The following is a 23890-nucleotide window of genomic DNA, read 5'->3' on the forward strand; positions in this document are numbered from 1 at the left end:
CGCCTTCCCTGGAACACCCCCATGCTGCAATTCGACCTGCTCACCACCGACCCCACGAGCCACGCGCGCCGCGGCCAACTCACGCTCAACCACGGCGTGGTGCAGACCCCCATCTTCATGCCGGTGGGCACCTATGGCACCGTCAAGGGCGTGATGCCGCAAAGCCTGCACGACATGGGCGCGCAGATCATCCTGGGCAACACCTTCCACCTCTGGATGCGCCCGGGCCGCGAGGTGATGAACAGCTTTGGCGGCCTGCACGCCTTCGAGCAGTGGCACAAGCCCATCCTCACCGACTCGGGCGGCTTTCAGGTCTGGTCGCTCGGCGCCATGCGCAAGATCACCGAAGAAGGCGTGACCTTCGCCAGCCCCGTCAACGGCGACAAACTCTTCATGTCGCCCGAGGTCAGCATGGACATCCAGACCGGGCTCAACAGCGACATCGTGATGCAGCTCGACGAGTGCACGCCGTATGAAACCAACGGCCACCTCACCACCGAGGCCGAGGCGCGCAAGAGCATGGAAATGAGTTTGAGGTGGGCCAAGCGTTCGCAGGACGAGTTTGCGCGGCTGGAGAACCCCAACGCGCTGTTCGGCATCGTGCAGGGCGGCATGTTCGAGCACCTGCGCCAGGAGTCGCTGGACGCGCTGGTGGACATGAACTTTCCCGGCTACGCCATCGGCGGCGTGAGCGTGGGCGAGCCGAAAGAGCAGATGCTGCAGATCATGGCGCACACGCCGCACCGCCTGCCCGCGCACAAGCCGCGTTACCTGATGGGCGTGGGCACACCCGAGGACCTGGTGCAGGGCGTGGCCGACGGCGTGGACATGTTCGACTGCGTCATGCCCACGCGCAACGCGCGCAACGGCACGCTGTTCACCCGCTTTGGCGATCTGAAGATCCGCAACGCGCGTCACAAGACCGACCACCAGCCGCTGGACACCACCTGCACCTGCCACGCCTGCGCTGGCAAAAGTGGCGTCAGCTGGGACAACGGCGGGCGCAACGGCTTCAGCCGCGCCTACCTGCACCACCTGGACCGCTGCGGTGAAATGCTCGGCCCGATGCTGGCGACCATCCACAACCTGCACTACTACCTGAACCTCATGCGCGAGGTGCGCGAGGCGCTGGACGCGGGAACATTCAACGCGTTCCGGGCGCAGTTCAAGGCGGATCGGGCGCGCGGCGTCTAGGGACAGCCTCTAGACAACCGACACCGAGGCGCCGTCGTTGGGCACGTGGGCGAAGGCGTCGTCCGGCGGCGCGGTCACGATGGAGTGCAGCGGCGGATGGGCCGCCTGCAAGGTGGCGGTATCGGGGCGCGGGCGGCGCAGCATGGCATTGCCGCCAAAGGCCTGCTCCATCGCGCGCGCCGCGGCGAGCACACGCCGATCGCCCCGGAACGGCCCCACCACCTGCAGCCCGAACGGCATGCCCTTCGCATCGGTGCCACAGGGCAGCGAGATCGCCGGGTGCGTGGTGAGCGTGACCACGTAGGTCAGTGCGAGCCAGCGGTAGTAGTTCTCCTGCTGACGACCGTCGATCACGTCGACATGGGATTGGGTCCATGGGAACGGCGAGACGGGTGTGGTCGGCGAGAGCACCAGGTCGTAGCCGGCAAAGACCGGCTGGAAGCGGCCCACGATGCGGGTCTGCTCGAACTGCGCCCAGGCGCAATCGAGCAGGCTCATGCGGGTGCCCATCTCGTAGTTGGCGCGCGGGTTGGGCCCCAGGCTGCCGGGGTCGCGCTCGTAGGTGGCGCGCATGCCGGCCACGAAGGCCTCGGCGCGCAGCACATCAAAACACCGGTGCACGTCCCCGAGATCGAAGCTCACCTCGTCGCAGGCGGCAAACAGGTGCCGCATGGCCGCGATCTTTTCGCGGAACGCGGCGCGGATGGCCGGGTCCACGTCGCAGGCGCCGAAGTCTTCGGTGTAGGCCACACGCAGGCGCGAAAGGTCGCAAGCGCCCGGATCGAGGAACGACAGCGGGTCCAGCGGATGGCTCAGCGGGTCGCCCGGGTGCATGCCGGCGGAGGCCGCCATCTGCAGGCAGGCGTCGTCCACGCTGCGCCCCATCGGCCCCACCACCGAAATCGGCGACCAGCCCAGCGTCTTTCGCACACTGGGAATCACCCCCGGCGAGGGCCGGAACCCCACGACCCCGCAACAGGCGGCGGGAATGCGCAGCGAGCCCCCGGTGTCCGAGCCGGTGCAGATCGGCAGCATGTCCAGCGCCAGCGCTGCCGCGGAGCCGCCCGAGGACCCGCCCGCATTCAGATCGGGGTTGAACGGGTTGCCGGTGGCGCCCCAGACGGGGTTGCGGCTGTTCGCGCCGGCGCCCATCTCGGGCACGTTGGTCTTGCCCACCACGATGGCGCCTGCGCGGCGCAGGCGCGCCACCAGCTCGATGTCTCTGGACGGCACATGGTTGCGAAGCGGCGGAGAACCCGAGGTCGACAGCAGGCCGGCGGTGGGCTCAAGATCCTTCACCCCCAGCGGCAGGCCGTGCAACAGGCCCAGGGCATCGCCTCGCATGACCGCCTGCTCGGCGCCCCGGGCTTCCTCGCGCGCCCGCTCGAAGCAGGTGGCCGTGACCGCGTTGACGAACGGGTTGACGGCTTCGATGCGCGCGATGCAGGCATCGAGCAGCTCGACCGGCGAGAGTTGCCGGGCGCCGATCAGGCGCCGCAAGCCGACGGCCGAGGTTTCCAGCAAGGAAGAGGAGGACGCGTAAGAGGACATGCGGATCGATGGTGGTCGGGTGGGTTCAGTCGGCCTGGATGTTGGCGCGGCGGGCCACGGCGCGCATCAGCGGCAGTTCCTTCTCGATCTGCCCGATCGCGGCCGCGCGGTTCGCCACGGTCGGCTCCGCGCCCTGCTCTTGCAGCGACTTCTGGAACGCCGGTTCGCTGCTCACGGCGGCGAGCACTTTTTCCAGTTGGGCCAGCACGGCGGGCGGCATGCCCTTGGGACCGACCACCATGATCCAGGTGTCGGCGTTGACGTCCTTGTAGCCGGCTTCGGCAAAGGTGGGCACGTCCGGGAGCTGCGACGAGCGCGTGGCCGTGGTGACGGCGATCGCCTTGACCTTGCCGGCCTTGATCTGCGGGATGGCGGCCGTGACCGTGTCCACCGAGAACGGCACCTGGCCGCCCATGAGATCCGTCATGGCCGGCGCGCTGCCCTTGTAGGGCACGTGCATCAGACGCGCACCGATGGCCTGCAGGATGATCTCGGCGGTGAAGTGCGAGGTCGTGCCGGCACCGAAGGACGCGTAGGAATACTTGTCGGGCGCGGCCTTCGCGGCGGCCACGAACTCCTTCACGTTGTTGACGGGCACGTCCTTGTTGGCCAACAGGATGAGTGGGATGCGGCCCACGATGCCGATCGGATCAAAACTCTTGACCGGGTCGTAGGGCAGGTTCGGGCGAATGGCCGGGTTCACGGTGAAGGTGGAGCCCGAACTCAGCAGCAGCGTGTAGCCATCGGCCGGCGCCTTGGCCACCAGTCCAGCGCCCACGACGGTGCCCGCGCCGGCGCGGTTGTCGATGACCACGGGCTGCCCGAGCTTGTCCGACAGGCGCTTGCTGACCAGGCGGCCGATCGTGTCGGCGCTGCCGCCCGGCGGGAACGGAATCACCAGCGTGATCGGGCGGCTGGGGTAGACATCTTGTGCCACCGCAGGCTTGGCGCCCAGCGTGGCGGCCAGGGCAGCGGTCGCCATCAACAGGACGGCGGCGCGGCGATGGCCTGATGAAGCGGTGCGGGGCGTGTGGATCATGGTGGGCTCCGGTGGTGGTGAGGTCATCGTAGAAAAAGCGTCGCTGTGCAGCAATAGCAATGTGCAGAACTTTCCTTTGCGATAAACGCAACGCTGAAGTAGGCTGTTGCGATGAGCACCCGCCCGTCCCCGACCCTCTCAACCACCAACCGCAAGGCCACCCGCAAGCCCGTCAACCAGCGCGTGCTGCAGGAGGTGGCGCTGCGCTACTTCGTGGAGGTGGTCCGCGCGGGCTCGGTGACCGAGGCGGCCAGCCGTCTCGACGTGGCGCCGTCGGCCGTGAGCCGGCAGATCGGCCGCCTGGAACGGGAGCTCGACACACTGCTCTTCGAGCGCAAGGCGCGCGGCATGACGCCCAACGCCGCAGGTGAACTGCTCGCCGCCCATGCGCGCCGGGCCTGGCTGGACGTCGAGCGCGTGACCGAAGAAATCCTCGCGCTGCGCGGGCTGCGCACCGGCGAGGTCCGCATCGCGGCAACCGAAGGCTTCGCCTACGAGTTCCTGCCCTCGATGGTCCTCAAGTTCCAGAAGGCATGGCCAGGCATCCATTTCGCGCTCGACATGGTCGCGCAGGCCGAGGTGGCCCGCCGCGTGCGGGACGGCGAGGTGGACATCGGCGTCACCGTCAGCCTGTCGTCCGAACGCGGCCTGACCGTGGAGCACCGCCACCCCTCGCCCATCATGGCCGTGATGGCCATCGACCACCCGATGGCCGCGCGGCGCCTGCTCTCACTCGCTCAAGTGACCGCCTACCCGCTGGCGCTGCCATCCAAGACCTCGACGTTGCGACAACTGCTGGACATCAGTTGCAGCCGCCAGGGACTGCAGTGCGACGCGGTGATCACCAGCAACCACCTCTACCCCCTCATCAACTACGTGTCGGAGTGCCATGCCATCACCTTCTGTGGCGAGGCAGCCTTGCGCAGGCGGCTGGTGGAAGGTCGCATCACGGCGGTGCCCCTGCGCGACCGCGAGATGAACGAGCGGCATTTTGAAGTGCAGACTGCGGCCGGTCGGCATCTGCCCGAGGCGGTTCGCACCTTCGTGACCTTCCTGCGCGAACAGATCGTCGAAGAAGAACGGCTGGAGCACACGATCGGGGCGCGTTGATGATTGTGAATCCCCGCTTCAACGACGCCCAGCGCCGTTCGCACGACCGTGTGCAACCGTCATCCCACGGTGCGCTGAGCTGCGGTCAGGCCGGCACGGATCCCGCGGCAGCTTCTGGCGTGGCCCGCGCCGGCTCGCCACAGGAATAGCAGTACCGCGCGAACGCGCTCTTGCGCGCCTGGCAGGCGCCGCAGCGGTTGTGCAGACCCATGCCACAGTGCGGGCAGAAGTCGTTCTTCGGGTCTTTGAGGTCCACGGCGCGCTCGCAGCCCGGGCACACGCCCTTGGCCAGGCGGGTCTGCGCGAGGTCGTAATCCAGCTCCTGGCGGCGTTGCCGGTCGGGCAAGGCCTCGGCCTGCTGCTGGCGCTCCAGGTAGCGCTGCAGCGCCTGGATGGCATAGCGCCCGCCGATCACCGTGAGCACGATGCCCACGATGTAGCGCACGTAGCCACCGTAGCTCGGCAGGTAGGGCACCAGCTCCACGAAGAACGCGAACAGGGCGAAGAAGATGAAGCCCCACACGAAGGGCCAGTACGTGCTCTTGCGCTGCTTGGCAAACAGCCAGCCCGCCACCACCAGCAAAGGCAGTGTGAGCGCCAGGCGGTAGAGGAACACGCGCAATTCCTGCGCGCGCTGGGCCGATTCGTAGGACTGGCGCGCGGCCTCCTGCATCTCCTGCAGTTCGGCCTGGGCACGTTGCTGCGCCTGCCGTGCGTTGAGCGCCGCCTGCTGCTGCGCTTCCACCGCTGCGAGCGCATCGCGCTCGTTCTGGCGGTAGCCATCGAGCTGGCGGGTGCGTTCGATCAATTCCGGGTCCTGCTCGGGCCGCTGCGTGGCATTGCGCGTGTTCAGCCAGTTGCCGAAGGTGTCGCGCGCCGCGCGGTGATTGGCCTGCGCGGCCTGGTGCCGCAGTTGCGCCTGGTCGAGGGTGTCCTGCGCTTCACGCGCCGCGCGCTGTGCGAACTCGATCGTCTGCCGGACTTGCGGTGCGCGCTGCGGGTCCAGGAAATCGTCGAGCGTGCGTTGCTGCTCCACCTGCGGCAGGTCGCCCACGACGGTGCTGCCCAACCCCACCAGGAACCAGGCGAACACGAAGGCCACCAGCCACAGCCCGCGGTGGAACCACTTCTCCGACCAACGCAATGCCTTGCCCATTTTTCTTCCCTCTGCATGACGATCAGGTGGCCTGTGGTCACGCGGATCACGGACCCATGGCCCGCGCATTCTGCCGTACAGTGCGAGCGAACCCCATCCCGATGACGCACGCCATACCCCGCCACATCCTGCCCATCCTGGTGCTGGCCCAGTTCCTGGGCACATCGCTGTGGTTCGCGGTCAATGCCGTCATGCCCGACCTGCAGCGCGAACTGGGCTGGCCCACGAGCGCGGTGGGCACGCTCACGTCGGCACTGCAGTTCGGCTTCATCGCCGGCACGCTGGTGTTCGCGCTGCTGGCCATTGCCGACCGCTTTGCGCCGCGCCGCGTGTTCCTGGTGTGCGCGCTGGCCGGCGCGGCCTGCACCGTGGGCGCCTGGTGGATGGTGCGCGACTACACCGCCCTGCTGGGTTGGCGTTTTGCCACCGGCTTCTTTCTCGCGGGCATCTATCCCGTGGGCATGAAGATCGCCGCGCAGTGGTACACGCGCGGCCTCGGTGGCGCGCTCGGCTTGCTCATTGGTGCGCTGGTGCTGGGCTCGGCCAGCGCGCACGCGCTGCGCGCGCTCGGCGGCGCCCTGCCCTGGCCCACGCTCATGCTGGGTGTGGCCGCGCTGGCTGCGGCCGGTGGCCTGCTGCTGTTCTTCGGCACCAACGACCCACCGGGCGCTCAAGCCCGCGTGACGGTGCTGCAGTGGCGCGCGCTGGCCACGCTGTGGACCGATGCGCGCGTGCGCAGCTCGGTGCTGGGTTACTTCGGCCACATGTGGGAGCTCTACACCATGTGGGTGATGGTGCCGCTGGTGCTGGCCACGCGGCTGCAGGGCACCGCGCTGTCGTGGGCAGCGTTCTTCGTGCTGGGTGCTGGCGTGATCGGCTGCGCCGGGGGCGGCTGGGTGGCGCAGCGCTGGGGCAGCGCGCGCGTGGCGGGCAGCCAGCTCGCCACCAGTGGCCTGTGTTGCCTGGCCGCGCCATGGATGATCGGCGCGCCCAACGCGCTGTTCTTTGCGTGGCTGGTGCTCTGGGGCATCACCGTCTCGGGCGACTCGCCGCAGTTCTCCACGCTGACAGCGCGCAACGCGCCGCCCCAAGCCGTGGGCAGCGTGCTCACGCTGACCAACAGCATCGGCTTTGCGATCTCCATCGTGAGCATTCTGCTGTTCGTCTCGCTGGCTGAGCATGTGGCGCTGGGCGCGTTGCTTCCCTGGCTGGCGATCGGGCCGGCGCTGGGGCTGTGGGCCTTGCGGCCGCTGCTGCGCGAAGAACGCAGCTAGGGCAGCCGCTGCAGCGGGCCAGCCAGGTCGGCACGCTCCAGCCACGCAAAAGCCGAGTCCACCGTCACCGTCTCGATGCGGTCGGCAAACCGTTTCTCGTTGGGGTGGTCGTCGAATGCGATGTGGGCCGAGCTCACGCGGGCGCCCAGCCGGGTGAGCGCACCCAGTTGCAGCGTGGTGGGCTGGTAGCCCTTGAAGCGCAACCAGGCCTGTGCCTGCTCGCGGGTGCCAACACCCGGTTCGGCAGCCGACCCCAGCATTTCCAGTGCCCACTGGTTGGACTGCTGGTAGCGCGTGGCCCACGGGTAACTCAGCATGTTGTAGGCCCGGGTGTGCAGGGCGGTGCTGCGCACCGGGTCGGTGAGCAGGGCGTGCAGTGGGGCCTGTAGCGTGGGCGCGGGCACCATCCAGGCGGCTTCGTGTCGCCAGAGATCGTCCAGAAAGAACTCGCCCAGGCCCTGGCGGTACAGCGCGCCCTCGGCCGAGCCGCAGCTGTTGAGCTTGTGCAGCACGCGCCAGGGGCCCTCGGCGGTCTTGTAGGCCCAGCCCAGGTGCGAATAGCGCAACCGGTATTTGCTCAGATCCTGCCCGGCGCGGGCCAGCACCACCACCCTCGCGCCGCTGCGCGCGTGTTCAGCGTCCAGCGCCTGCGAGGTGCGCAGCGCCAGGTCCATGCCCAGCTCGATGGAGCGCGCCGTCAGGGGTTTGGCCTCGCAGGAGCGGCCGGCGTGCGCGGCGGGTGTTGTGATCAAGGCCAGGGCGGTGGCGAGCCCCGCCAGCCAGCGCCAGGCAAAAGAATGCGTCATGGTGGTTCCTCAGTGGGTGATGCGTTCGTTGTGCAGCAGGGCACGACCCAGCTCGTTCGGGATGAAAGCCAGCACCTCGCCAGCGGCCGAGAGCAGCACGCCGGTGCCGATCACGCTGACCACCACCGCCGTGCCCACACCCGTGGAAACCGCCGAGACCGCGCGGCCCGAGACCTCGACGCTCGCGCGCGCGCCGTCCGACACCCGCTCCAGCACATACACGGTGCCGCTGGCCGTGACTTCCACCGCCTTGACCACCAGCGTGGCACCGGCCACCGAGAACGCCACCGGCACAACGCTCACCGCCGCCGCGCCGACCGAGGCCGCGCCCACCACCGAAGCCACCGGCAAGGCCGACAGCGCCCCCGACACCTCGCTCTGCGCACGGGCCGGACTCACCGACAGGGCGAAGGCCATCGCGGCCATTGCAGCGATCGAGCGCCAGGAAAAATGCACTGGGTTCATGTTCAAGCTCCTCAAAAAAAGTTGTGACAGTGATTCATTCGCCGACGGAGGCGCGCTCGCCCAGCGCCTGCTGGCGACCAGCCATCTCGCCGCGCACACGGGCTTCGGTCAGGTCGGCCTCGTGGCGGTCGCGCAGCGTCTTGGCCAGCGTGAAGGCCGAGGTCACGAGGTACAGCCAGCTCACGCCCAGATAGGCGCGGTAGGTGTCGTTGATCTCCATGCGCAAGAGGCCCCAACCGGTCAGACCCATGGCCACCGCAAAGCCGCCCCACACCACCAGGCGCCACATCGGCGTCTCGGCCTCGCCGGCTTGTGCGGCTTGCTGGCTGTCGCGCACCGCCTTGGACAGCACGAACACGGTGGACAGACAGAACACATAACCCATCACCATGAACGCCCGATCCAGCGCCTGACCCGGCAAATACGCCAGACCGGTGGCGCAGAGGAACACCGCCACGCCGAACGAAACCCAGACCTGGAGCTGCCAGGCCCGGGTGTCGCGCATCACGATGAGGGGGGATCGGTTCGAAGCCATGAAAAAACCTTTGCGGTTGTTGAAGGTGGCGCGATGGTGGTGTGAGGTCTCTCAAAAGGACGCAGTATCCTGATCCGGTAGACAAAACTCTGCCAATCAGCATCGAATACCGATACTTTTCAACCCTTGTGAAGTTGCTCCCAGCTTTGGTCTACTCACCAGACACAACTTTGCCGTCCGCCGCGCATCTCACTCCCCTATGAAAAACATCCTGCTCTGCGTCATCTGGCTGCTGGTCTGCGCGGGCGCATCGGCGCAGGCGCTGTGGCAAGGCGTGCCCGCGGGCGCCACGTCGGCCGAGGTGCAGGCCTTGATGCCCGGGGCACGGGTCGCGCCAGGCGATCCGCTGTCCAAAGATGAGAGCGTGCGGCTGGAGATCCCGGTCCACGAGCTCGCTGGCGCTCGCTTCAAGGTCTCGTTCGTGTTCAAGGCCGATCAGCTGCAACGCATCACGCTGCTGGCCGACGCAGGTTCTGCGGACGAAGCACGCGCGCTGGGCCAGCGCCTTACCACCTCGCTGCGCGCGCGCTACGGTCTCGAGATGAGCACTCGAAGCCGCGGCGCCACCTCGTCGCCGACCATCGACCGCCAGTGGTCCTTCCGGCGCACCAGCGTGCATCTGCAAGTGGTTGATGAGACCTTCGTCCGCCTGGACTACAGCGGCCAGGCACCGCCCCGCACCAACCGACTGTGAGTCCGCACGGATGTCGCGGGCATGTAACCGGTTTCACAGATAATTGAAACCAAATTACACCCAGGCACATTCAAGCCCGGCCATTCACCGACAGGAGACACCCCCAATGCCCATGCGCGCCACCAAGATCGTTGCCACCCTCGGCCCTGCTTCCAGCGACCCGGCTTTGCTCGAAGCCATGATCCGCGCGGGCGTGAACGTGGTTCGCCTCAACTTCTCGCACGGCACCGCGCAGGACCACATCGACCGCGCCACGCTGGTGCGCGCAGCGGCCCAGCGCGCCGGGCGCGAGGTCGGCATCATGGCCGACCTGCAGGGCCCCAAGATCCGCGTGGGCAAGTTTGCCGAGGGCAAGGTGATGCTGGTGCCGGGTGAAAAATTCGTGCTCGATGCCTCGCGCACCGAGCTGGGCAATCTCGAAGGCGTGGGCCTGGACTACAAGGAGCTCCCCCGCGACGTGAAGGCCGGCGACACGCTGCTGCTCAATGACGGCCTGATCGTGCTGATCATCGACAAGGTGGTGGGTCCAGCGGTGCACACCACGGTGTATCTCGGCGGCGAGTTGTCGAACAACAAGGGCATCAACAAGCAGGGCGGCGGCCTGACCGCGCCGGCGCTCACCGCCAAGGACATGGACGATATCAAGACCGCCATGGGCCTGAAGGCCGACTACGTGGCGGTGAGCTTTCCCAAGAATGCGACCGACATGGAGCTGGCGCGCCAGCTGTGCAATGTGGCCGGTGCGGCCGAGGGCCACAAACCGGCCTTGATTGCGAAGATCGAGCGCGCCGAGGCGATCCCCGAGCTGGTCAACATCCTGAAGGTGTCCGACGGCATCATGGTCGCGCGCGGCGATCTGGCGGTGGAGGTGGGGAACGCAGCCGTGCCCGGCCTGCAGAAACACATGATCCGCCTGGCGCGCGAGATGGACAAGGTCGTGATCACCGCCACGCAGATGATGGAGTCGATGATCGTCAACCCGGTGCCCACACGTGCCGAGGTGAGCGACGTGGCCAACGCTGTGCTCGACGGCACCGACGCCGTGATGCTGAGTGCCGAAACGGCGGCCGGCCGGTACCCGCTGGAGACCGTGAAGGAAATGGCCAACATCTGCTCGGAGGCCGAGAAGGCCGAGTACAGCGAGCTCTCGGCCGACTTCAAGGGCAAGACTTTCAAGCGCATCGACCAGTCGATCGCCATGGGTGCGCTGTTCACCGCGCACCACCTGGGCGCCAAGGCCATCGTGGCACTGACCGACTCGGGTTCGACCGCCCTGTGGATGAGCCGGCACAACGTGCGCATGCCGATCTACGCCATGACGCCCAACCTCTCGACCCAGCGCCGCATGACGCTCTACCGCAACGTGCGTCCGCTGCTGATGGACAACAGCGCCGACCGCGACGCCGCATTGGCCGACGCCGAGGCGCACCTGAAGAAGCGCGGCATCGTGCAGACCGGCGACGTGTACGCCATCACCGTGGGCGAGCCCATGGGCCAGGCCGGCGGCACCAACACGCTGAAGATCTGCCGGGCTGGATAGGGACACCCCCCTGCGCCGCTGCGCGGCTTCCCCCCTCTCTTGCGCGCCTTCGGCGCTTGGAGGGGGGACGGCATCTTGGGCCGGCGCAGCCGGACCCTCGATGCCCCCTGGATGGGAACCTCTCGCGCCGGAAGGCGATCCGGCGCCGGGCCGACCCCCGGGGGGGGGCAGCTACCCGCGCAGCGGCGGAGCGTGGGGGCCCGGAGACTGCCGCCGGGCCGCCCCAAGGCAGGCTCAGCCCCCTCGGGGGGCAGCGGACCTCGCGCAGCGGGGGAGCGTGGGGGCATGAAGACCCGGCGCCGGGCCGCCCCAAGCCGGATCAGCCCCCTCGGGGGGCAGCGGACCTCGCGCAGCGGGGGAGCGTGGGGGCCCGTCAATCAAACCGCATCGACACCCCCGTCACGAACGTCGCGTCGCCCTTTTCCAGGCTGGTTCCCGGGTCGCTGTCATACCGGTAGCTCAGGCCTGCCGACAGGTTGATCGTTGACGTCATCGCGACGGTGAGTCCCGTCTCCAGTGCCGCGCGGTACTTGCCTGAATCACGAAGGTTCGGATACAGCGTGAACTTCTGGCGCAGGCTGGTGGTGGCGGTCAACCGGTGGCTGGACTCCTCCGCCAGCACCAATTCGACGCGGCCATATTTGTCTCGCATCTCGCCCGCGATGTCGGTGGGAGCGACGAAGCGGTCGTGCGAATAGCCCACACCGGCGGACAGGTCGAAAAACCCACCGTCTTCGCGCCACATGTGGCGCCCGACGCCGCTGGCCACCGAATACCGGGCCGCGATGTTGGCCAGCTTGTCGCGCAGCGTCTCGCCCGAGCCGAAGCCGAACCAGTCGGGCGAGATGTCGCGGTTGTATTGGGTGCGCAGGCCGTAGCGATCGGTGGTGGCCACGCCGGCGCTGCGCGCGTGGTCGGCCTTGGCGCTCCAGGTCCATTTGTCGTAGGGGGTCTGTTGCGCGCCCTCGACCGCCAGATTCAGCGAGCCGGCGTCGTTGTTGCCCGACGAGACGTTGGCGCCGGCCGTCAGCAGGTAGCGCCACTGGCCGTCTGGCTTGAGTGTCACCTGCGCCTGCGAGAGCGCTGGCGCGAACAAGGCAGCGGCGGAGGTCAGCGTCACGATCAGGGAGCGACAAGGCATGGCAGTTCCATTCTTTTTTTCAGGTCAGGAGGTGTCTTCACCCCGGGTGAGCTTTTGCAAAGCGTCCTTGAAGGGTGCCATGTTGCAGCGCCACAGTTCCCCGGGGTTGTGTGACGATTGGTATCCGGACGTGCATTCCGACGCCCGTCATTTCCCACCCACCGGAATCCAGCGGCCGATGGCCCGCGTACCCATGGCATGAATTCACCGCACCCCATTCCCCCGACAACGCCCGCCCGACGCCGCTGGCTCACCCTGCTGGGCCTGGCGCCGCTGCTGCAGGCCTGCACACCCTTCCGGCTGATCAACGCCACCGTGCCGTCGAACACCCACACGGTGCTGCGCGGTGAGGCGTACGGCAGCGCCGAGCGCCAGCGCATGGATGTGTACCTGCCGGTGGACAAGACGCCCGACGCGCCGATCGCCGTGTTCTTCTACGGGGGCAGCTGGAGCAGCGGCGAGCGCGCCGACTACAAGTTCGTGGGCGAGGCGCTGGCCTCGCGCGGCATCGTCACCCTGGTGGCCGACTACCGCCTGAGCCCCGACGTGCGCTACCCGGTGTTTCTGCAGGATTGCGCGCAAGCCGTGCGCTGGGCGCGCGACAACGCCGAGCGCCTGGGCGCATCCCCCTCGCGCCTGTTCGTCACCGGCCACAGCGCGGGCGCCTACAACGCGGCCATGCTCGCGCTCGACGCGCGCTGGCTGGCGGAGGTGAACATGCGGGCGGCCGATCTGGCGGGCTGGGCTGGACTGGCCGGCCCTTACGACTTCCTGCCGATCGCCATTCCCGAGGTGCAGCTGGCCTTCAACTGGCCCGACACGCCCGCCAGTTCACAGCCGCTCTTTCACGCACCGGCCGGCGTTGGCTTGAAACACCGCGTGCTGCTGCTGGCGGCCAGAAGCGACACGGCGGTGAACCCCCAGCGCAACACGCTGGCGATGGCACAGGCCCTGCAGCGGCGCGGCACGCCGGTGGAAGTGGAACTGTTCGACCGCGTCAACCACGCCACGCTGATCGGCGCCATGGCCCCGCCGCTGCGCGGCCTGGCTCCCGTGCTGGACCGCTTCAGCGCATTCCTGCGGCAGCGCCCGACCTGATGCCTTTGCACCTGGCCCGGCACGCGCCGTAAAATCGCGGGTTACCGACCGGTTACCAACAGACTTAGGGGATTCTCATGGCGCTCGTTTCCATGCGCGAACTGCTCGACCACGCGGCCATCCACGGCTACGGCATTCCAGCGTTCAACGTCAACAACCTCGAACAGGTGCAGGCTGTGATGGCCGCGGCCCACGAAGCCGGCGCACCGGTGATCCTGCAGGCCAGCGCGGGTGCGCGCAAATACGCCGGCGAGCCCTTCATCAAGCACCTGATCCAGGCCGCGGTGGAGTCCTACCCGCACATCCCGCTGGTGATGCACCAGGACCACGGACAGAACCCGGACGTGTGCCGCGGCGCGATCGACCTGGGCTTCAGCTCGGTGATGATGGACGGCAGCCTGGAAGGCGACGGCAAGACGATCGCCAGCTACGAATACAACGTGGACGTCACCCGCAAGGTGGTGGACATGGCCCACAAGCTGGGTGTGACCGTTGAAGGTGAACTGGGCTGCCTGGGCAGCCTGGAGACCATGCAGGGCGACAAGGAAGACGGCCACGGCACCGAGGCCGTGATGACGCGCGAACAGCTGCTGACCGACCCAGAGCAGGCCGCCGATTTTGTCAAGCGCACCCAGCTCGACGCGCTGGCCATTGCCATCGGCACCAGCCACGGCGCCTACAAGTTCACGCGCAAGCCCACCGGCGACATCCTGGCGATCGACCGCATCCAGGAAATCAACCGCCGCCTGCCCAACACCCACCTGGTGATGCACGGCTCCAGCTCCGTGCCGCAAGACCTGCTGGCCGTGATCAACCAGTACGGCGGCAAGATCAAGGAAACCTATGGCGTGCCGGTCGAGGAAATCCAGAAGGCCATCAAATTCGGCGTGCGCAAGATCAATATCGACACCGACATCCGACTGGCCATGACGGCCGCGGTGCGCAAGTTCCTGGCCGAGAACCCCGAGAAGTTCGATGCCCGCGAATGGCTCAAGCCTGCGCGCGAAGCCGCCAAAGCGATCTGCAAGCAGCGCTACATCGAGTTCGGCTGCGAAGGCCAGGCCAGCAAGATCAAGGGTGACACGCTCCAGGTGGTGGCAGCCAGGTACGCCAAGGGCGAACTCGCCCAGGTTGTGCACTGACCGGCCTCCGGCTCAAACGCCCTTCAAAACGCCACCCTCGCGGTGGCGTTTTTTCATTCAGTCCGGCCAACCCGCTGCCTGAATCGCTGCCACGATCTCGCGGCCGGTTTTCACCAGCGCCGGGCCAAAGTCCTCGTGCAGCAAGGCGCCTTGCAGCCGCGAGGCCGGACCGCCCACGGTGAGCGCCAGCGGCTCGCGACCATCGCCCAGCTCCAGCCCCACGCCGATGGCGGCTATCTCGCTTTCCCACTCGGACTCGGACACCGCGTAGCCGCGCTCGGCGCAATCGACTTCGGCGCGGCGCAAAACCGCTTCACGTGCCGGCCACAGTGCGGGGTCTTGCGCCTGCAGCCGCCGCGCCACCAAGGCCTGCATGCCGACCGATGCGGAGCCCCAGATCGCGCGGCCCATGGCCGTTTCAGCGAACGGCAGGCGCGTGCCCACGTCCAGCCCGAGGATGAGGCGCGCCGTGCTGCGGCAGTGCGCCACATACACCACCGAGGTGTCGTGCCGCACCCCGAGTGAAATGGCGGCCTGGGTGTGCTCGGCCAGCGTTTCCATGAAGGGCCGCGCGATGCGCCCGACCTGGAAGTTGGACAACACGCTGAAGCCCAGCGACAGCACCGCAGGACTCAGCGCGTACTCGCCGGTGGCCGCGCGGTGGCGCAGGTAGCCCAGGCTGGCGAGCGTGAACGTGAGGCGCGAGACGGTGGCTTGCGGCAGGCCGGTGCGGCGCGCCAGTTCCTGGTGCGCCAGCCAGCGGTCGGCCGGGGTGAAGCAGCGCAGCACGGTGAGGCCACGCGCCAGCGCGGTGACGAAACGGCGGTCGTGGGCCGGGTCCGCTTCGGCGAGCGGCGTGGGTGGCGTGTGGCGATGACGGCCCATGGTCGGCCTCCTTTTTTCTGCAGATCGGAATATGCGACGCATGCACGCCGCTCGTATTCCGCAGAACGGAATTTTGCGGCGTTTTGAAACCCCTCACCATGCTCGCTTTCCCTGATCAGCGTTTACTAGACCTTTGCAGCGCCGTATATTGATCGCGCCAAGTCGTTTTCCGCTCAGCGGAATTCTGACACTCCACCCCCCACACCGCCCGCATGACGCCCCCCACCCCGGCCCACTGGCCACCCGGCCTGCCGCAGCACCTCACGCTGCCGCAGACGCACGTCTTCTACAACCTGGAAGTGTCGGCCCGGCGCTACCCCGACAAGCCCTTCATCGTGTTCTACGACTCGGTGCTGACCTACGCCCAGTTCCTGCGCGAGACCGAGCACCTCGCCGGCCACCTGCAGCAGGTTTGCGGCGTGCGGCCCGGCGACCGCGTGCTGCTGTGCATGCAGAACAGCCCGCAGTGGGCGCTGGCTTTCTACGGCATCTTGCGGGCGGGCGCGGTGGTGGTGCCGGTGAACCCGATGAACCGCGTGGAAGAGCTGCGCCACTGCCTCACCGACAGCGGCGCGCAGGTCGCCTTCGTGGCGCAGGACCTGTTGCCGCAGGTGCGCCCGCTGCTCGCGCCAGATGGCGCCGGACTGCGCCACGTGGTCGTGGCCACCTACAGCGACCACCTGCGCGTACCCACCGACCTGCGGGTACCCGACTTCGTGGCCGCCCCGCGCGAGCCACTGGTCGAGCCAGGGCTCGTGGCCTGGGCCGACGTGGTGGCCAGCGCTTGGGCGCCCGGGCCACTGACCACCGGCCCCGACGACCTGTGCGCCATGCCCTACACCTCGGGCACCACCGGCCTGCCCAAGGGCTGCATGCACACCCACCGCGGCGTGATGAGCACGCTGGTGGGCGGTGTGCGCTGGTTCGGCACTTCGCAAGAAGCGGTCTGTCTCTCGGTGCTGCCCTTCTTTCACGTCACCGGCCTCACGGGCAGCCTGAACGGGCCGCTCTACATGGGCGCAACCATCGTGGTGCTCGCGCGCTGGGACCGCGAAGTCGCCGCGGTCTGCATGCAGCGCTACCGCGTCACCATGTGGCAAGCCATCTCCACCATGGTGATCGACTTCCTCGCGCACCCGCAGCTCGACCGCTTCGACCTCTCCAGCCTGAGCTGCGTGCGCGGCGGCGGCGCAGCCATGCCCGAGGCCCTGGCCGCGCGCCTCAAGGCTCTCACCGGGCAGGACTACATCGAAGGCTACGGCATGTCCGAAACCATGGCCGCCACCCACATCAACCCCACGCACCGGCCCAAGCGCCAGTGCCTGGGTCTGCCGGTGTTCGACGTGGACGCGCGCGTGGTCGACCCCGACACCCTGGCCCGGCTGCCCCTTGGCGAGACGGGCGAAATCGTGGTGCACGGGCCGCAGGTCATGCAGGGCTATTGGCGCAACCCGCAAGCCACGCAGGAGGCCTTCGTCGACATCGACGGCCGGCGCTTCCTGCGCACCGGCGACCTCGGCCACGTGGACGAGGACGGCTACTTCTTCATGACCGACCGCTTGAAACGCATGATCAATGCGAGCGGCTTCAAGGTCTGGCCGGCCGAGGTGGAAGCGCTGATGTACCACCACCCCGCCATCCAGGAAGCCTGCGTCATCGGCGTGCGCGACGCCAAACGCGGCGAGTCGGTCAAGGCCCTCGTGGTGCTGCGGCCCGAACACCGCGGACAGGTGACCGAACAAGACGTGATCGACTGGGCGCACGGCCACATGGCCGCCTACAAAAGCCCGCGCACTGTGGAATTCGTGGAGGCGCTGCCCCGCTCGGGCAGCGGCAAGGTCATGTGGCGCGAACTGCAGGAACAGCAGGCCGCGCGCGACGCCACCGCCCCTCCCCCTTGAGCACCCGCGCGGCGCAAAGCGCGCCGCAACCACCGCCAGACCGGCACTTCCCCAGAAGGAGACAAGCATGAAGAACACACCCCCGTCGCAGCGCCGCCGCGCGCTGCTGCTGGCCGTCGCCACGGCCACCGCCGGCGTGGCCCCCTGGAGCGTGGCCCAGGCGCAAACCCAGGCATACCCGAGCCGCCCGGTCACACTCATCATTCCGTGGCCCGCTGGTGGTTCGACCGACCGGCACCTGCGCACCCTGGCCGAGATTGCCAGCAAGCACCTGGGCCAGCCCATCGTGATCGAAAACCGCCCGGGCGCCGGCGGTACCCTGGGCCCCAGCACCATGGCGCAGATGGCCAAGCCCGACGGCTACACCATCTCGCAATTCCCGCTGGGCATGTTGCGCCTGCCGCACATGCAGAAGAGCAACTGGAATCCGCTGACCGACTTCAGCTACATCATTGGCGTATCGGGCTACACCTTCGGCCTGACCGTCAAGGCCGACTCGCCCTACAAGAGCTTCAAGGACTACATCGAAGCCGCGCGCAAGCAACCCAAGCAGATCAACTACGGCTCCACCGGCACCGGCAGCAGCCCGCACCTGATCATGGAAGAGTTGGCCGGCAACGCCAAGGTGGAGCTCACGCACGTGCCGTTCAAGGGCAATGCCGACCTGGTGTCGGCCCTGCTCGGTGGCCACGTGATGGCGCAGAGCGACGCCAGCGGTTGGGACAAGTTCGTCGACAGCGGCCAGATGCGCCTGCTGGTGACCTTCGGCGAACAGCGCACCAAGCGTTGGCCCGACGTGCCCACCGCGCAGGAACTGGGCTATGGCGTGGTGTCGAGCTCGCCCTACGGTCTGGCCGGCCCCAAGGGCATGGACCCGGCCATCATGAAAACGCTGCACGACGCCTTCAAGAAGGCCATGGACGACCCCAAGCACATCGAGGTGCTGGCCCAGCTCAACCAGGACATGTGGTACCGCAGCGGTGACGATTACCGCCAGTGGGCGGCCGAGACTTACGCCAAGGACAAGGCCCTGATCGAGCGCCTGGGCCTGGCCGCGAAATAAGGGGGTGGCCCGGGGGCTCGCCAACTTGCGATAATCGCCCGGAATGGTTCAAAGCCCGTTGGCTGTTCAACGGGCTTTTTTCTTGTCCCGCTTTTCCCCGATCCGAACATGACCTCTGCCCTGCACACCTCGGCCCTCACCTCCCTGCCCCTGCTGGCGCGTGGCAAGGTGCGCGACAACTACGCCGTGGGCGACGACCGCATCCTGATGGTGGCCAGCGACCGCATCAGCGCCTTTGACGTGATCATGGGCGAGCCGATTCCCGGCAAAGGTGAGCTGCTCACCAGGCTTTCGCTGTTCTGGTTCGACAAGCTCGGCCCCAACGGCCTGAACATCTGCCCCATCCACCTCACCGGCGATGCGCCCGAGAGCGTGGTCTCCGCGGCCGAGGCGCCGCAGGTCACCGGTCGCTCGATGCTGGTCCAGCGCTTGAAGCCGATCCCGGTGGAAGCCGTGGTGCGCGGCTACCTGGCCGGCAGTGGCTGGAAGGAATACCAGGACAACCAGGCCGTGTGCGGCGTGAAGCTGCCCGCCGGCCTGCAGAACGCCTCCAAGCTGCCCGAGCCGATCTACACGCCCGCGGCCAAGGCCGAGATGGGCGAGCACGACGAGAACATCACCTTCGAACAGACCGTGACCATGATCGGCCCCGAACTCGCCGCGCAGATCCGCGACGTGTCGATCGCGCTGTACAAGGCCGCGGCCGAGATGGCGCTTCAGAAGGGCATCATCATTGCCGACACCAAGTTCGAGTTCGGCCTGGACAAGGCCGGCAAGCTGGTGCTCATGGACGAGGTGCTCACGCCCGACAGCTCACGCTACTGGCCAGCCGAAAGTTACGTGGTGGGCCAGAACCCGCCCAGCTACGACAAGCAGTTCCTGCGCGACTGGCTGGAGACGGCGCAGGTGGGCGGCAAGCCTTGGGACAAGACCCCGCCGGCGCCACGTTTGCCCAAAGAAGTGATTGAAAAAACCGCTGCGAAATACCAGGAAGCGCTGACGCGCCTCATGGGCTGAACGCCACCCCTTCGGGCCGAGCGCGATCGTTCGGGCTGAACCCACTCCCGTTCGGGCTGAGCCTGCCGAAGCCTTTCCACACCAACGTTCGGGTGAACCCTTCGACAAGCTCAGGGCGAACGGGGTTTTCTCGGCTCAGGTCAAGCGGGAATCAACTCAGCACAACACTCGACAAACGACGCCGGTAGGTCGCCACCGTCGGGTCTTCCGGCGGTACCTGGCCTTCGGCCACCTTGGGCTTGGGCGGCTCGATGATGTCAAGGATGGCGATGAACGTCTTGCGCGCGAGGTCTTCGCTCCAGGCCTTGTCGCGCATCAAAATTTCCAGCAACTCGTCCATCGCAGGCACCCACTGGCTGTGTGCCATGAGCAACTGGGCGAGTGCAAAGCGCGAGGCAAAGTCGCGTTTGTTGGTGGCAATCGCCGCCTGCAACTCGGCAGCGCGGGCTTCCGGGTCGGTCACGGCGGCCTGCGCATCGCGCGCAGCCATCCAGCGCTGCAGCGAATCGAGCCGGCGCACACCGGCGGCCTTGGCGATCACGGGCGCAAACGCCACCTTGGCGTCGTCGTCCAGGCCCAACTCCAGCAGCAGCTTCACCAGATCAAAGCGCGCGTCGTCGTTGTTCGGATCGGTCTTCACGGCCTCCTGCAGCTTCTCCAGCGCGCCTTCCAGGTCGCCTTCGGCGATCGCTTCCTGGGCTTCTTCTTCCTCGGCCCGGGCTTCGAGCTCGTTGGCCGCAGGCAGGTGCTTGTCGAGGAATTCCTTGATCTGGCCTTCGGGCAGCGCGCCCATGAAGCCGTCGACTGGCTGGCCGTTCATGAGCAGCACGCAGGTGGGAATGCTGCGGATACCGAAGGCCGCGGCGAGTTGCTGCTCCTGGTCGGAGTCGATCTTGACCAGCTTGAAGCGCCCGGCATAGGCGGTCTCGACCTTTTCCAGCAGCGGGCCGATCACCTTGCACGGGCCGCACCACGGGGCCCAGAAGTCGACCAGCACGGGCGTGTGGTGCGAAGCCTCGATGACCTCGGCTTCAAAATTGGCGATGGTGACGTTGATCATGGGGGAGACCTGAAGAGGGAGCAGAGCAGGACGGCCGACGCCGAGGGGGCGAACCGTAAAATCGACACTTTACCGGAGAGCGCCATGCCTGTTCATGCGCCACCGGGCTCCGCCCCCGCCGGGGGCGCATCGGCCAGAGGCAACACATGAACCCCATCCAAGTGGGCGTGGTCATGGGCTCCAGCAGCGACTGGGACACCATGCAGCACGCCGTGCAGATCCTGCAGGATTTCGGCATTTCGTTCGACGCCCGCGTGGTCTCGGCGCACCGCATGCCCGACGACATGTTCACCTACGCCGAGAGCGCGGCCGGGTCGGGCATGAAATGCATCATCGCGGGCGCAGGGGGCGCGGCCCACCTGCCGGGCATGCTGGCGGCCAAAACGGTGGTGCCGGTGCTCGGCGTGCCGGTGGCCAGCAAGCACCTCAGCGGTGTGGATTCGCTGCACAGCATCGTCCAGATGCCCAAGGGTGTGCCGGTGGCCACCTTCGCCATCGGCGCCGCGGGTGCAGCCAACGCGGCGCTGTTCGCCGTGGCCATGCTGGCCAACGAAGACCCTTCCCTGCGCGAGAGGCTCGAGGCCTTCCGCGCACAACAGACCGCCGCCGCGCGCGGCATGACCCTTCCCCTGTGACACCACCCCCATGAGCCTCAAGACCATCCTCCCTGGCAGCACCTCGCCCACCGGCCAGCAGATGACGCTCGGCGTCATGGGCGGCGGCCAGCTCGGGCGCATGTTCGTTCAGGCGGCGCAGGCCATGGGCTATTTCACGGCGGTGCTGGATCCCGATCCGGCCAGCCCCGCCGGCCTGATCAGCCATTTCCACATCCAGACGCCGTTTGATGACGAGCAAGGCCTGGCTCAGCTGATGCAGCGCTGCGAAGCCATCACCACCGAATTCGAGAACGTGCCGGCGCCGGCGCTGGTCACACTCGGCGCCCACCGCCCGGTGGCGCCCTCGGCGAGTTGCGTGGCGGTGGCGCAGGACCGCATCAAGGAGAAAGCGCACTTCGTGCAGTGCGCCCCGGTCAGCGGCGTGTTCCCCGCGCCCTATGCGGCCATCACCACCGACGCGCTGCTGGCCGCCGTGCCGGCGGATCTGCTGCCCGGCATCCTGAAGACCGCGCGCCTGGGTTACGACGGCAAGGGCCAGGTGCGCGTGAGCACGCGTGAAGAACTGGCCTCTGCGTGGGAAGAACTGAACAAGGTGCCCTGCGTGCTGGAGAAGCTCATGCCGCTGCGCGGCGAGTGCTCGGTGATCGTGGCGCGCGGCGCCGATGGCCAGACGGTGAGCTTCCCGGTGCAGAAGAACACGCACCACGACGGCATTCTCGCCATCACCGAGGTGTTCGAGGGCGCGCTGGACCCGACCCTGGCCGCGCGCGCGCAGGCCAGCACGGTGGCATTGGCCCAGCACCTCAACTACGTGGGCGTGCTGTGCGTGGAGTACTTCCTGGTCGATACGGCCGACGGCGGCGTGGACCTGATCGTCAACGAGATGGCACCCCGCCCGCACAACAGCGGCCACTACACACAGAACGCCTGCGACATTTCGCAGTTTGAAGCGCAGGTGCGCGCGCTGGCCGGCCTGCCCCTGACCACGCCGCGCCAGCACAGCCCAGCCATCATGGTCAACCTGCTGGGCGACCTCTGGTTCGCGCCCAATGCCGTGCGCGAAAAGGCGAGCGAGCGGGGTGTGTCACCGCCCTGGGCCCAGGTGCTCGCGCTGCCGGGCACCCACCTGCACCTCTACGGCAAGCTGAGCGCACGCCCGGGTCGCAAGATGGGTCACCTCAACATCACCGCGCCCACGGTGGCGCAGGTGCGCGAGACCACGGCTCAGGTGCTCGCACTGCTGGGCCTGCCTCCGCTCGACGCCTGATCACCCCATGCCGCTGCTGCTGAACGCCGCCGATGCGTCTGCCGTGGAGCAGGCAGCGCAGCGATTGGCCGCGGGTTCGCTGGTCGGCATGCCGACCGAAACGGTGTATGGCCTGGCCGCCGACGCCGACAACGCCACAGCGGTGCACCGCATCTTCGCGGCCAAGGGCCGACCGGCCGACCATCCGTTGATCGTGCACCTGGCCCCAGGCGCTGGTGCGCAGGGTTGGCGCGGCGGGGTCGACCACTACGCGCGTGACGTGCCGGCCTTTGCCACCGAGCTCATGAATGCCTTCTGGCCCGGCCCGCTCACACTCATCCTGCCCCGCCGCGAAGGCGTGGCGGCGGTGGCGGCGGGCGGGCAGGACTCGGTGGGCCTGCGCTGCCCGGCCCATCCGGTGGCGCAAGCGCTGCTCACGGCGGCCGCCGCGCACGGCGTGAGCGGCGTGGCCGCGCCCAGCGCCAACCGCTTCGGCCGCGTGAGCCCGACCACCGCCGCCCATGTGGCCGACGAATTTGCCGCGCTGTCGGATGCAGACCTGCTGATCCTCGATGGAGGTGCCTGCCCGGTGGGCATCGAGTCCACCATCGTCGACGCCACGCGCGCCTGGCCCGTGCTGCTGCGCCCCGGCATAGTCACCTCGGCGCAGATCGAGGCGGTGTGCCAACAGCCGCTGCGCGAGCGAGACGAGGCCACGCCACGCGCCTCGGGCACGCTCGAATCGCACTACGCACCGCGCGCCAAGGTGCGGCTGATGGACGCCCAACCCCTGCAGACCGCGCTGGACCTGCTGGGGCCCGATGCGCGCCACATCGCGGTGTACGCCCGCGCACCCATCAAGGCCGCGCGCGGCGTGAGCGTGCGCCGCATGCCCCTGGATGCCGCGCGCTGCGCTCAGGAACTGTTTGCGGTGCTGCGCGAACTCGACGCCACGGGCGTGCGCCTGATCTGGGTGGAAACACCGCCTGCCGACGTGGCCTGGGACGGTGTGCGAGACCGGCTCATGCGCGCGGCAGCCTGAGAACAAGCGTCAGCGCTGCGGCCCGCGTCCGTAACGCAGTTTCATCAACAGGATCGACAAGGCGAGTGCCAGCGTGATGGTATTGGCCACCACCACCGGCCAGGCCCCCAGGGTCAGGCCATAGACCAGCCACAAAGCCACGCCCAGCGTGAACGCGCTGTACATGCCGAGCGAGATGCCGCTCACGTCCCGGCTTCTGAAAGTGAGCCAGGCCTGCGGAATGAAGCTGGCCGTGGTGAGGAAAGCGGCACAGAAGCCGATGATGTCGCCGGGTTGCATGGTCTGGATGATACGGACCTCGCCGTCGCTGCGCG

General features: G+C 67.8%; 23 protein-coding genes. 13 read left to right on the forward strand and 10 right to left on the reverse strand.

Annotation, left to right across the window (positions count from 1 at the left end; genetic code table 11):
* Positions 1-21 precede the first annotated feature (21 nt).
* On the forward strand, positions 22-1194 hold the full coding sequence (gene tgt, locus ASE11_RS08025; RefSeq protein WP_056269036.1) for a tRNA guanosine(34) transglycosylase Tgt: 1173 nt from the start codon (positions 22-24) through the stop codon (positions 1192-1194).
* Positions 1195-1203: 9 nt separating this feature from the next.
* On the opposite strand, the gene ASE11_RS08030 is transcribed toward tgt, so the two are convergent.
* Positions 1204-2745, reverse strand: coding sequence for an amidase (locus ASE11_RS08030; protein WP_056269038.1), 1542 nt, complete (start codon positions 2743-2745; stop codon positions 1204-1206).
* Positions 2746-2770: 25 nt separating this feature from the next.
* Entirely contained in the window at positions 2771-3784 is a 1014-nt protein-coding gene (locus tag ASE11_RS08035; RefSeq protein WP_056269040.1) for a Bug family tripartite tricarboxylate transporter substrate binding protein, read from the reverse strand.
* A gap of 111 nt (positions 3785-3895) precedes the next feature.
* On the opposite strand from ASE11_RS08035, the gene ASE11_RS08040 reads away from it, so the two are divergent.
* Positions 3896-4894 (forward strand): LysR family transcriptional regulator, encoded by a 999-nt coding sequence (locus ASE11_RS08040; protein WP_056269043.1) that lies wholly within the window; start codon positions 3896-3898, stop codon positions 4892-4894.
* An 85-nt stretch (positions 4895-4979) separates the two neighbouring features.
* Here ASE11_RS08040 and ASE11_RS08045 read toward each other — a convergent pair whose 3' ends face one another.
* Complete coding sequence (locus tag ASE11_RS08045) at positions 4980-6050, reverse strand: zinc ribbon domain-containing protein (protein WP_056269045.1); 1071 nt, start codon at positions 6048-6050, stop codon at positions 4980-4982.
* A 101-nt stretch (positions 6051-6151) separates the two neighbouring features.
* Between ASE11_RS08045 and ASE11_RS08050 the strand changes: the two genes are divergently transcribed.
* Positions 6152-7324, forward strand: a complete 1173-nt coding sequence (locus ASE11_RS08050; RefSeq protein ID WP_056269047.1) for an MFS transporter — start codon at positions 6152-6154, stop codon at positions 7322-7324.
* On the opposite strand, the gene ASE11_RS08055 is transcribed toward ASE11_RS08050, so the two are convergent.
* From ASE11_RS08055 to ASE11_RS08065, 3 genes are read right to left on the reverse strand one after another with little or no spacing between them, the layout of a single operon-like run.
* Positions 7321-8130: a DUF2145 domain-containing protein gene (locus ASE11_RS08055; RefSeq protein WP_056269049.1), complete on the reverse strand. Its 810-nt coding sequence runs from the start codon at positions 8128-8130 to the stop codon at positions 7321-7323. The genes ASE11_RS08050 and ASE11_RS08055 overlap by 4 nt on opposite strands.
* 9 nt (positions 8131-8139) lie before the next feature.
* The gene (locus ASE11_RS08060) at positions 8140-8595 is read right to left on the reverse strand and encodes a hypothetical protein (protein WP_156406269.1); all 456 of its coding nucleotides are present in this window, start codon (positions 8593-8595) and stop codon (positions 8140-8142) included.
* Between the two features lie 34 nt (positions 8596-8629).
* Positions 8630-9130 (reverse strand): YiaA/YiaB family inner membrane protein, encoded by a 501-nt coding sequence (locus tag ASE11_RS08065; protein WP_056269052.1) that lies wholly within the window; start codon positions 9128-9130, stop codon positions 8630-8632.
* A gap of 199 nt (positions 9131-9329) precedes the next feature.
* On the opposite strand from ASE11_RS08065, the gene ASE11_RS08070 reads away from it, so the two are divergent.
* Together ASE11_RS08070 and pyk are read left to right on the forward strand one after the other, a co-directional pair.
* Positions 9330-9824, forward strand: a complete 495-nt coding sequence (locus ASE11_RS08070; RefSeq protein ID WP_056269054.1) for a hypothetical protein — start codon at positions 9330-9332, stop codon at positions 9822-9824.
* 106 nt (positions 9825-9930) lie between these two features.
* On the forward strand, positions 9931-11364 hold the full coding sequence (gene pyk / locus ASE11_RS08075) for a pyruvate kinase (RefSeq protein ID WP_056269055.1): 1434 nt from the start codon (positions 9931-9933) through the stop codon (positions 11362-11364).
* 373 nt (positions 11365-11737) lie between these two features.
* Here the strand turns inward: pyk and ASE11_RS08080 are convergent, their stop codons facing one another.
* On the reverse strand, positions 11738-12505 hold the full coding sequence (locus ASE11_RS08080; RefSeq protein ID WP_056269057.1) for a YdiY family protein: 768 nt from the start codon (positions 12503-12505) through the stop codon (positions 11738-11740).
* Positions 12506-12703: 198 nt separating this feature from the next.
* On the opposite strand from ASE11_RS08080, the gene ASE11_RS08085 reads away from it, so the two are divergent.
* Positions 12704-13603, forward strand: a complete 900-nt coding sequence (locus tag ASE11_RS08085) for an alpha/beta hydrolase (RefSeq protein WP_056269059.1) — start codon at positions 12704-12706, stop codon at positions 13601-13603.
* Between the two features lie 77 nt (positions 13604-13680).
* Positions 13681-14745, forward strand: coding sequence for a class II fructose-bisphosphate aldolase (fba, locus tag ASE11_RS08090; RefSeq protein WP_056269061.1), 1065 nt, complete (start codon positions 13681-13683; stop codon positions 14743-14745).
* Between the two features lie 57 nt (positions 14746-14802).
* Here the strand turns inward: fba and ASE11_RS08095 are convergent, their stop codons facing one another.
* Entirely contained in the window at positions 14803-15630 is an 828-nt protein-coding gene (locus tag ASE11_RS08095; protein WP_056269062.1) for an IclR family transcriptional regulator, read from the reverse strand.
* Between the two features lie 212 nt (positions 15631-15842).
* On the opposite strand from ASE11_RS08095, the gene ASE11_RS08100 reads away from it, so the two are divergent.
* From ASE11_RS08100 to ASE11_RS08110, 3 genes are all read left to right on the forward strand, one after another.
* On the forward strand, positions 15843-17531 hold the full coding sequence (locus ASE11_RS08100) for a long-chain fatty acid--CoA ligase (protein WP_056269064.1): 1689 nt from the start codon (positions 15843-15845) through the stop codon (positions 17529-17531).
* A 67-nt stretch (positions 17532-17598) separates the two neighbouring features.
* The gene (locus ASE11_RS08105) at positions 17599-18594 is read left to right on the forward strand and encodes a tripartite tricarboxylate transporter substrate binding protein (protein ID WP_082585613.1); all 996 of its coding nucleotides are present in this window, start codon (positions 17599-17601) and stop codon (positions 18592-18594) included.
* Between the two features lie 108 nt (positions 18595-18702).
* Complete coding sequence (locus tag ASE11_RS08110; protein WP_056269066.1) at positions 18703-19611, forward strand: phosphoribosylaminoimidazolesuccinocarboxamide synthase; 909 nt, start codon at positions 18703-18705, stop codon at positions 19609-19611.
* A gap of 151 nt (positions 19612-19762) precedes the next feature.
* On the opposite strand, the gene trxA is transcribed toward ASE11_RS08110, so the two are convergent.
* Positions 19763-20671 carry a thioredoxin gene (gene trxA, locus ASE11_RS08115; RefSeq protein WP_056269068.1) on the reverse strand — a complete coding sequence of 303 codons (909 nt, stop codon included), beginning with the start codon at positions 20669-20671 and terminating at the stop codon, positions 19763-19765.
* Between the two features lie 146 nt (positions 20672-20817).
* Between trxA and purE the strand changes: the two genes are divergently transcribed.
* Genes purE through ASE11_RS08130 form a run of 3 tightly spaced genes read left to right on the forward strand, consistent with a single transcriptional unit; the run spans position 20818 to position 23576 of the window.
* The gene (purE, locus tag ASE11_RS08120; RefSeq protein WP_056269069.1) at positions 20818-21306 is read left to right on the forward strand and encodes a 5-(carboxyamino)imidazole ribonucleotide mutase; all 489 of its coding nucleotides are present in this window, start codon (positions 20818-20820) and stop codon (positions 21304-21306) included.
* A 10-nt stretch (positions 21307-21316) separates the two neighbouring features.
* A complete protein-coding gene (locus ASE11_RS08125; RefSeq protein ID WP_056269071.1) occupies positions 21317-22555 on the forward strand; it encodes a 5-(carboxyamino)imidazole ribonucleotide synthase in 1239 nt (412 codons plus the stop codon).
* Between the two features lie 13 nt (positions 22556-22568).
* Positions 22569-23576, forward strand: coding sequence for an L-threonylcarbamoyladenylate synthase (locus tag ASE11_RS08130; RefSeq protein ID WP_056269109.1), 1008 nt, complete (start codon positions 22569-22571; stop codon positions 23574-23576).
* A 9-nt stretch (positions 23577-23585) separates the two neighbouring features.
* On the opposite strand, the gene ASE11_RS08135 is transcribed toward ASE11_RS08130, so the two are convergent.
* Complete coding sequence (locus tag ASE11_RS08135; protein WP_056269111.1) at positions 23586-23855, reverse strand: SemiSWEET transporter; 270 nt, start codon at positions 23853-23855, stop codon at positions 23586-23588.
* Positions 23856-23890 lie beyond the last annotated feature (35 nt).

This window comes from Hydrogenophaga sp. Root209, assembly GCF_001428625.1.
Classification (GTDB): domain Bacteria; phylum Pseudomonadota; class Gammaproteobacteria; order Burkholderiales; family Burkholderiaceae_C; genus Hydrogenophaga.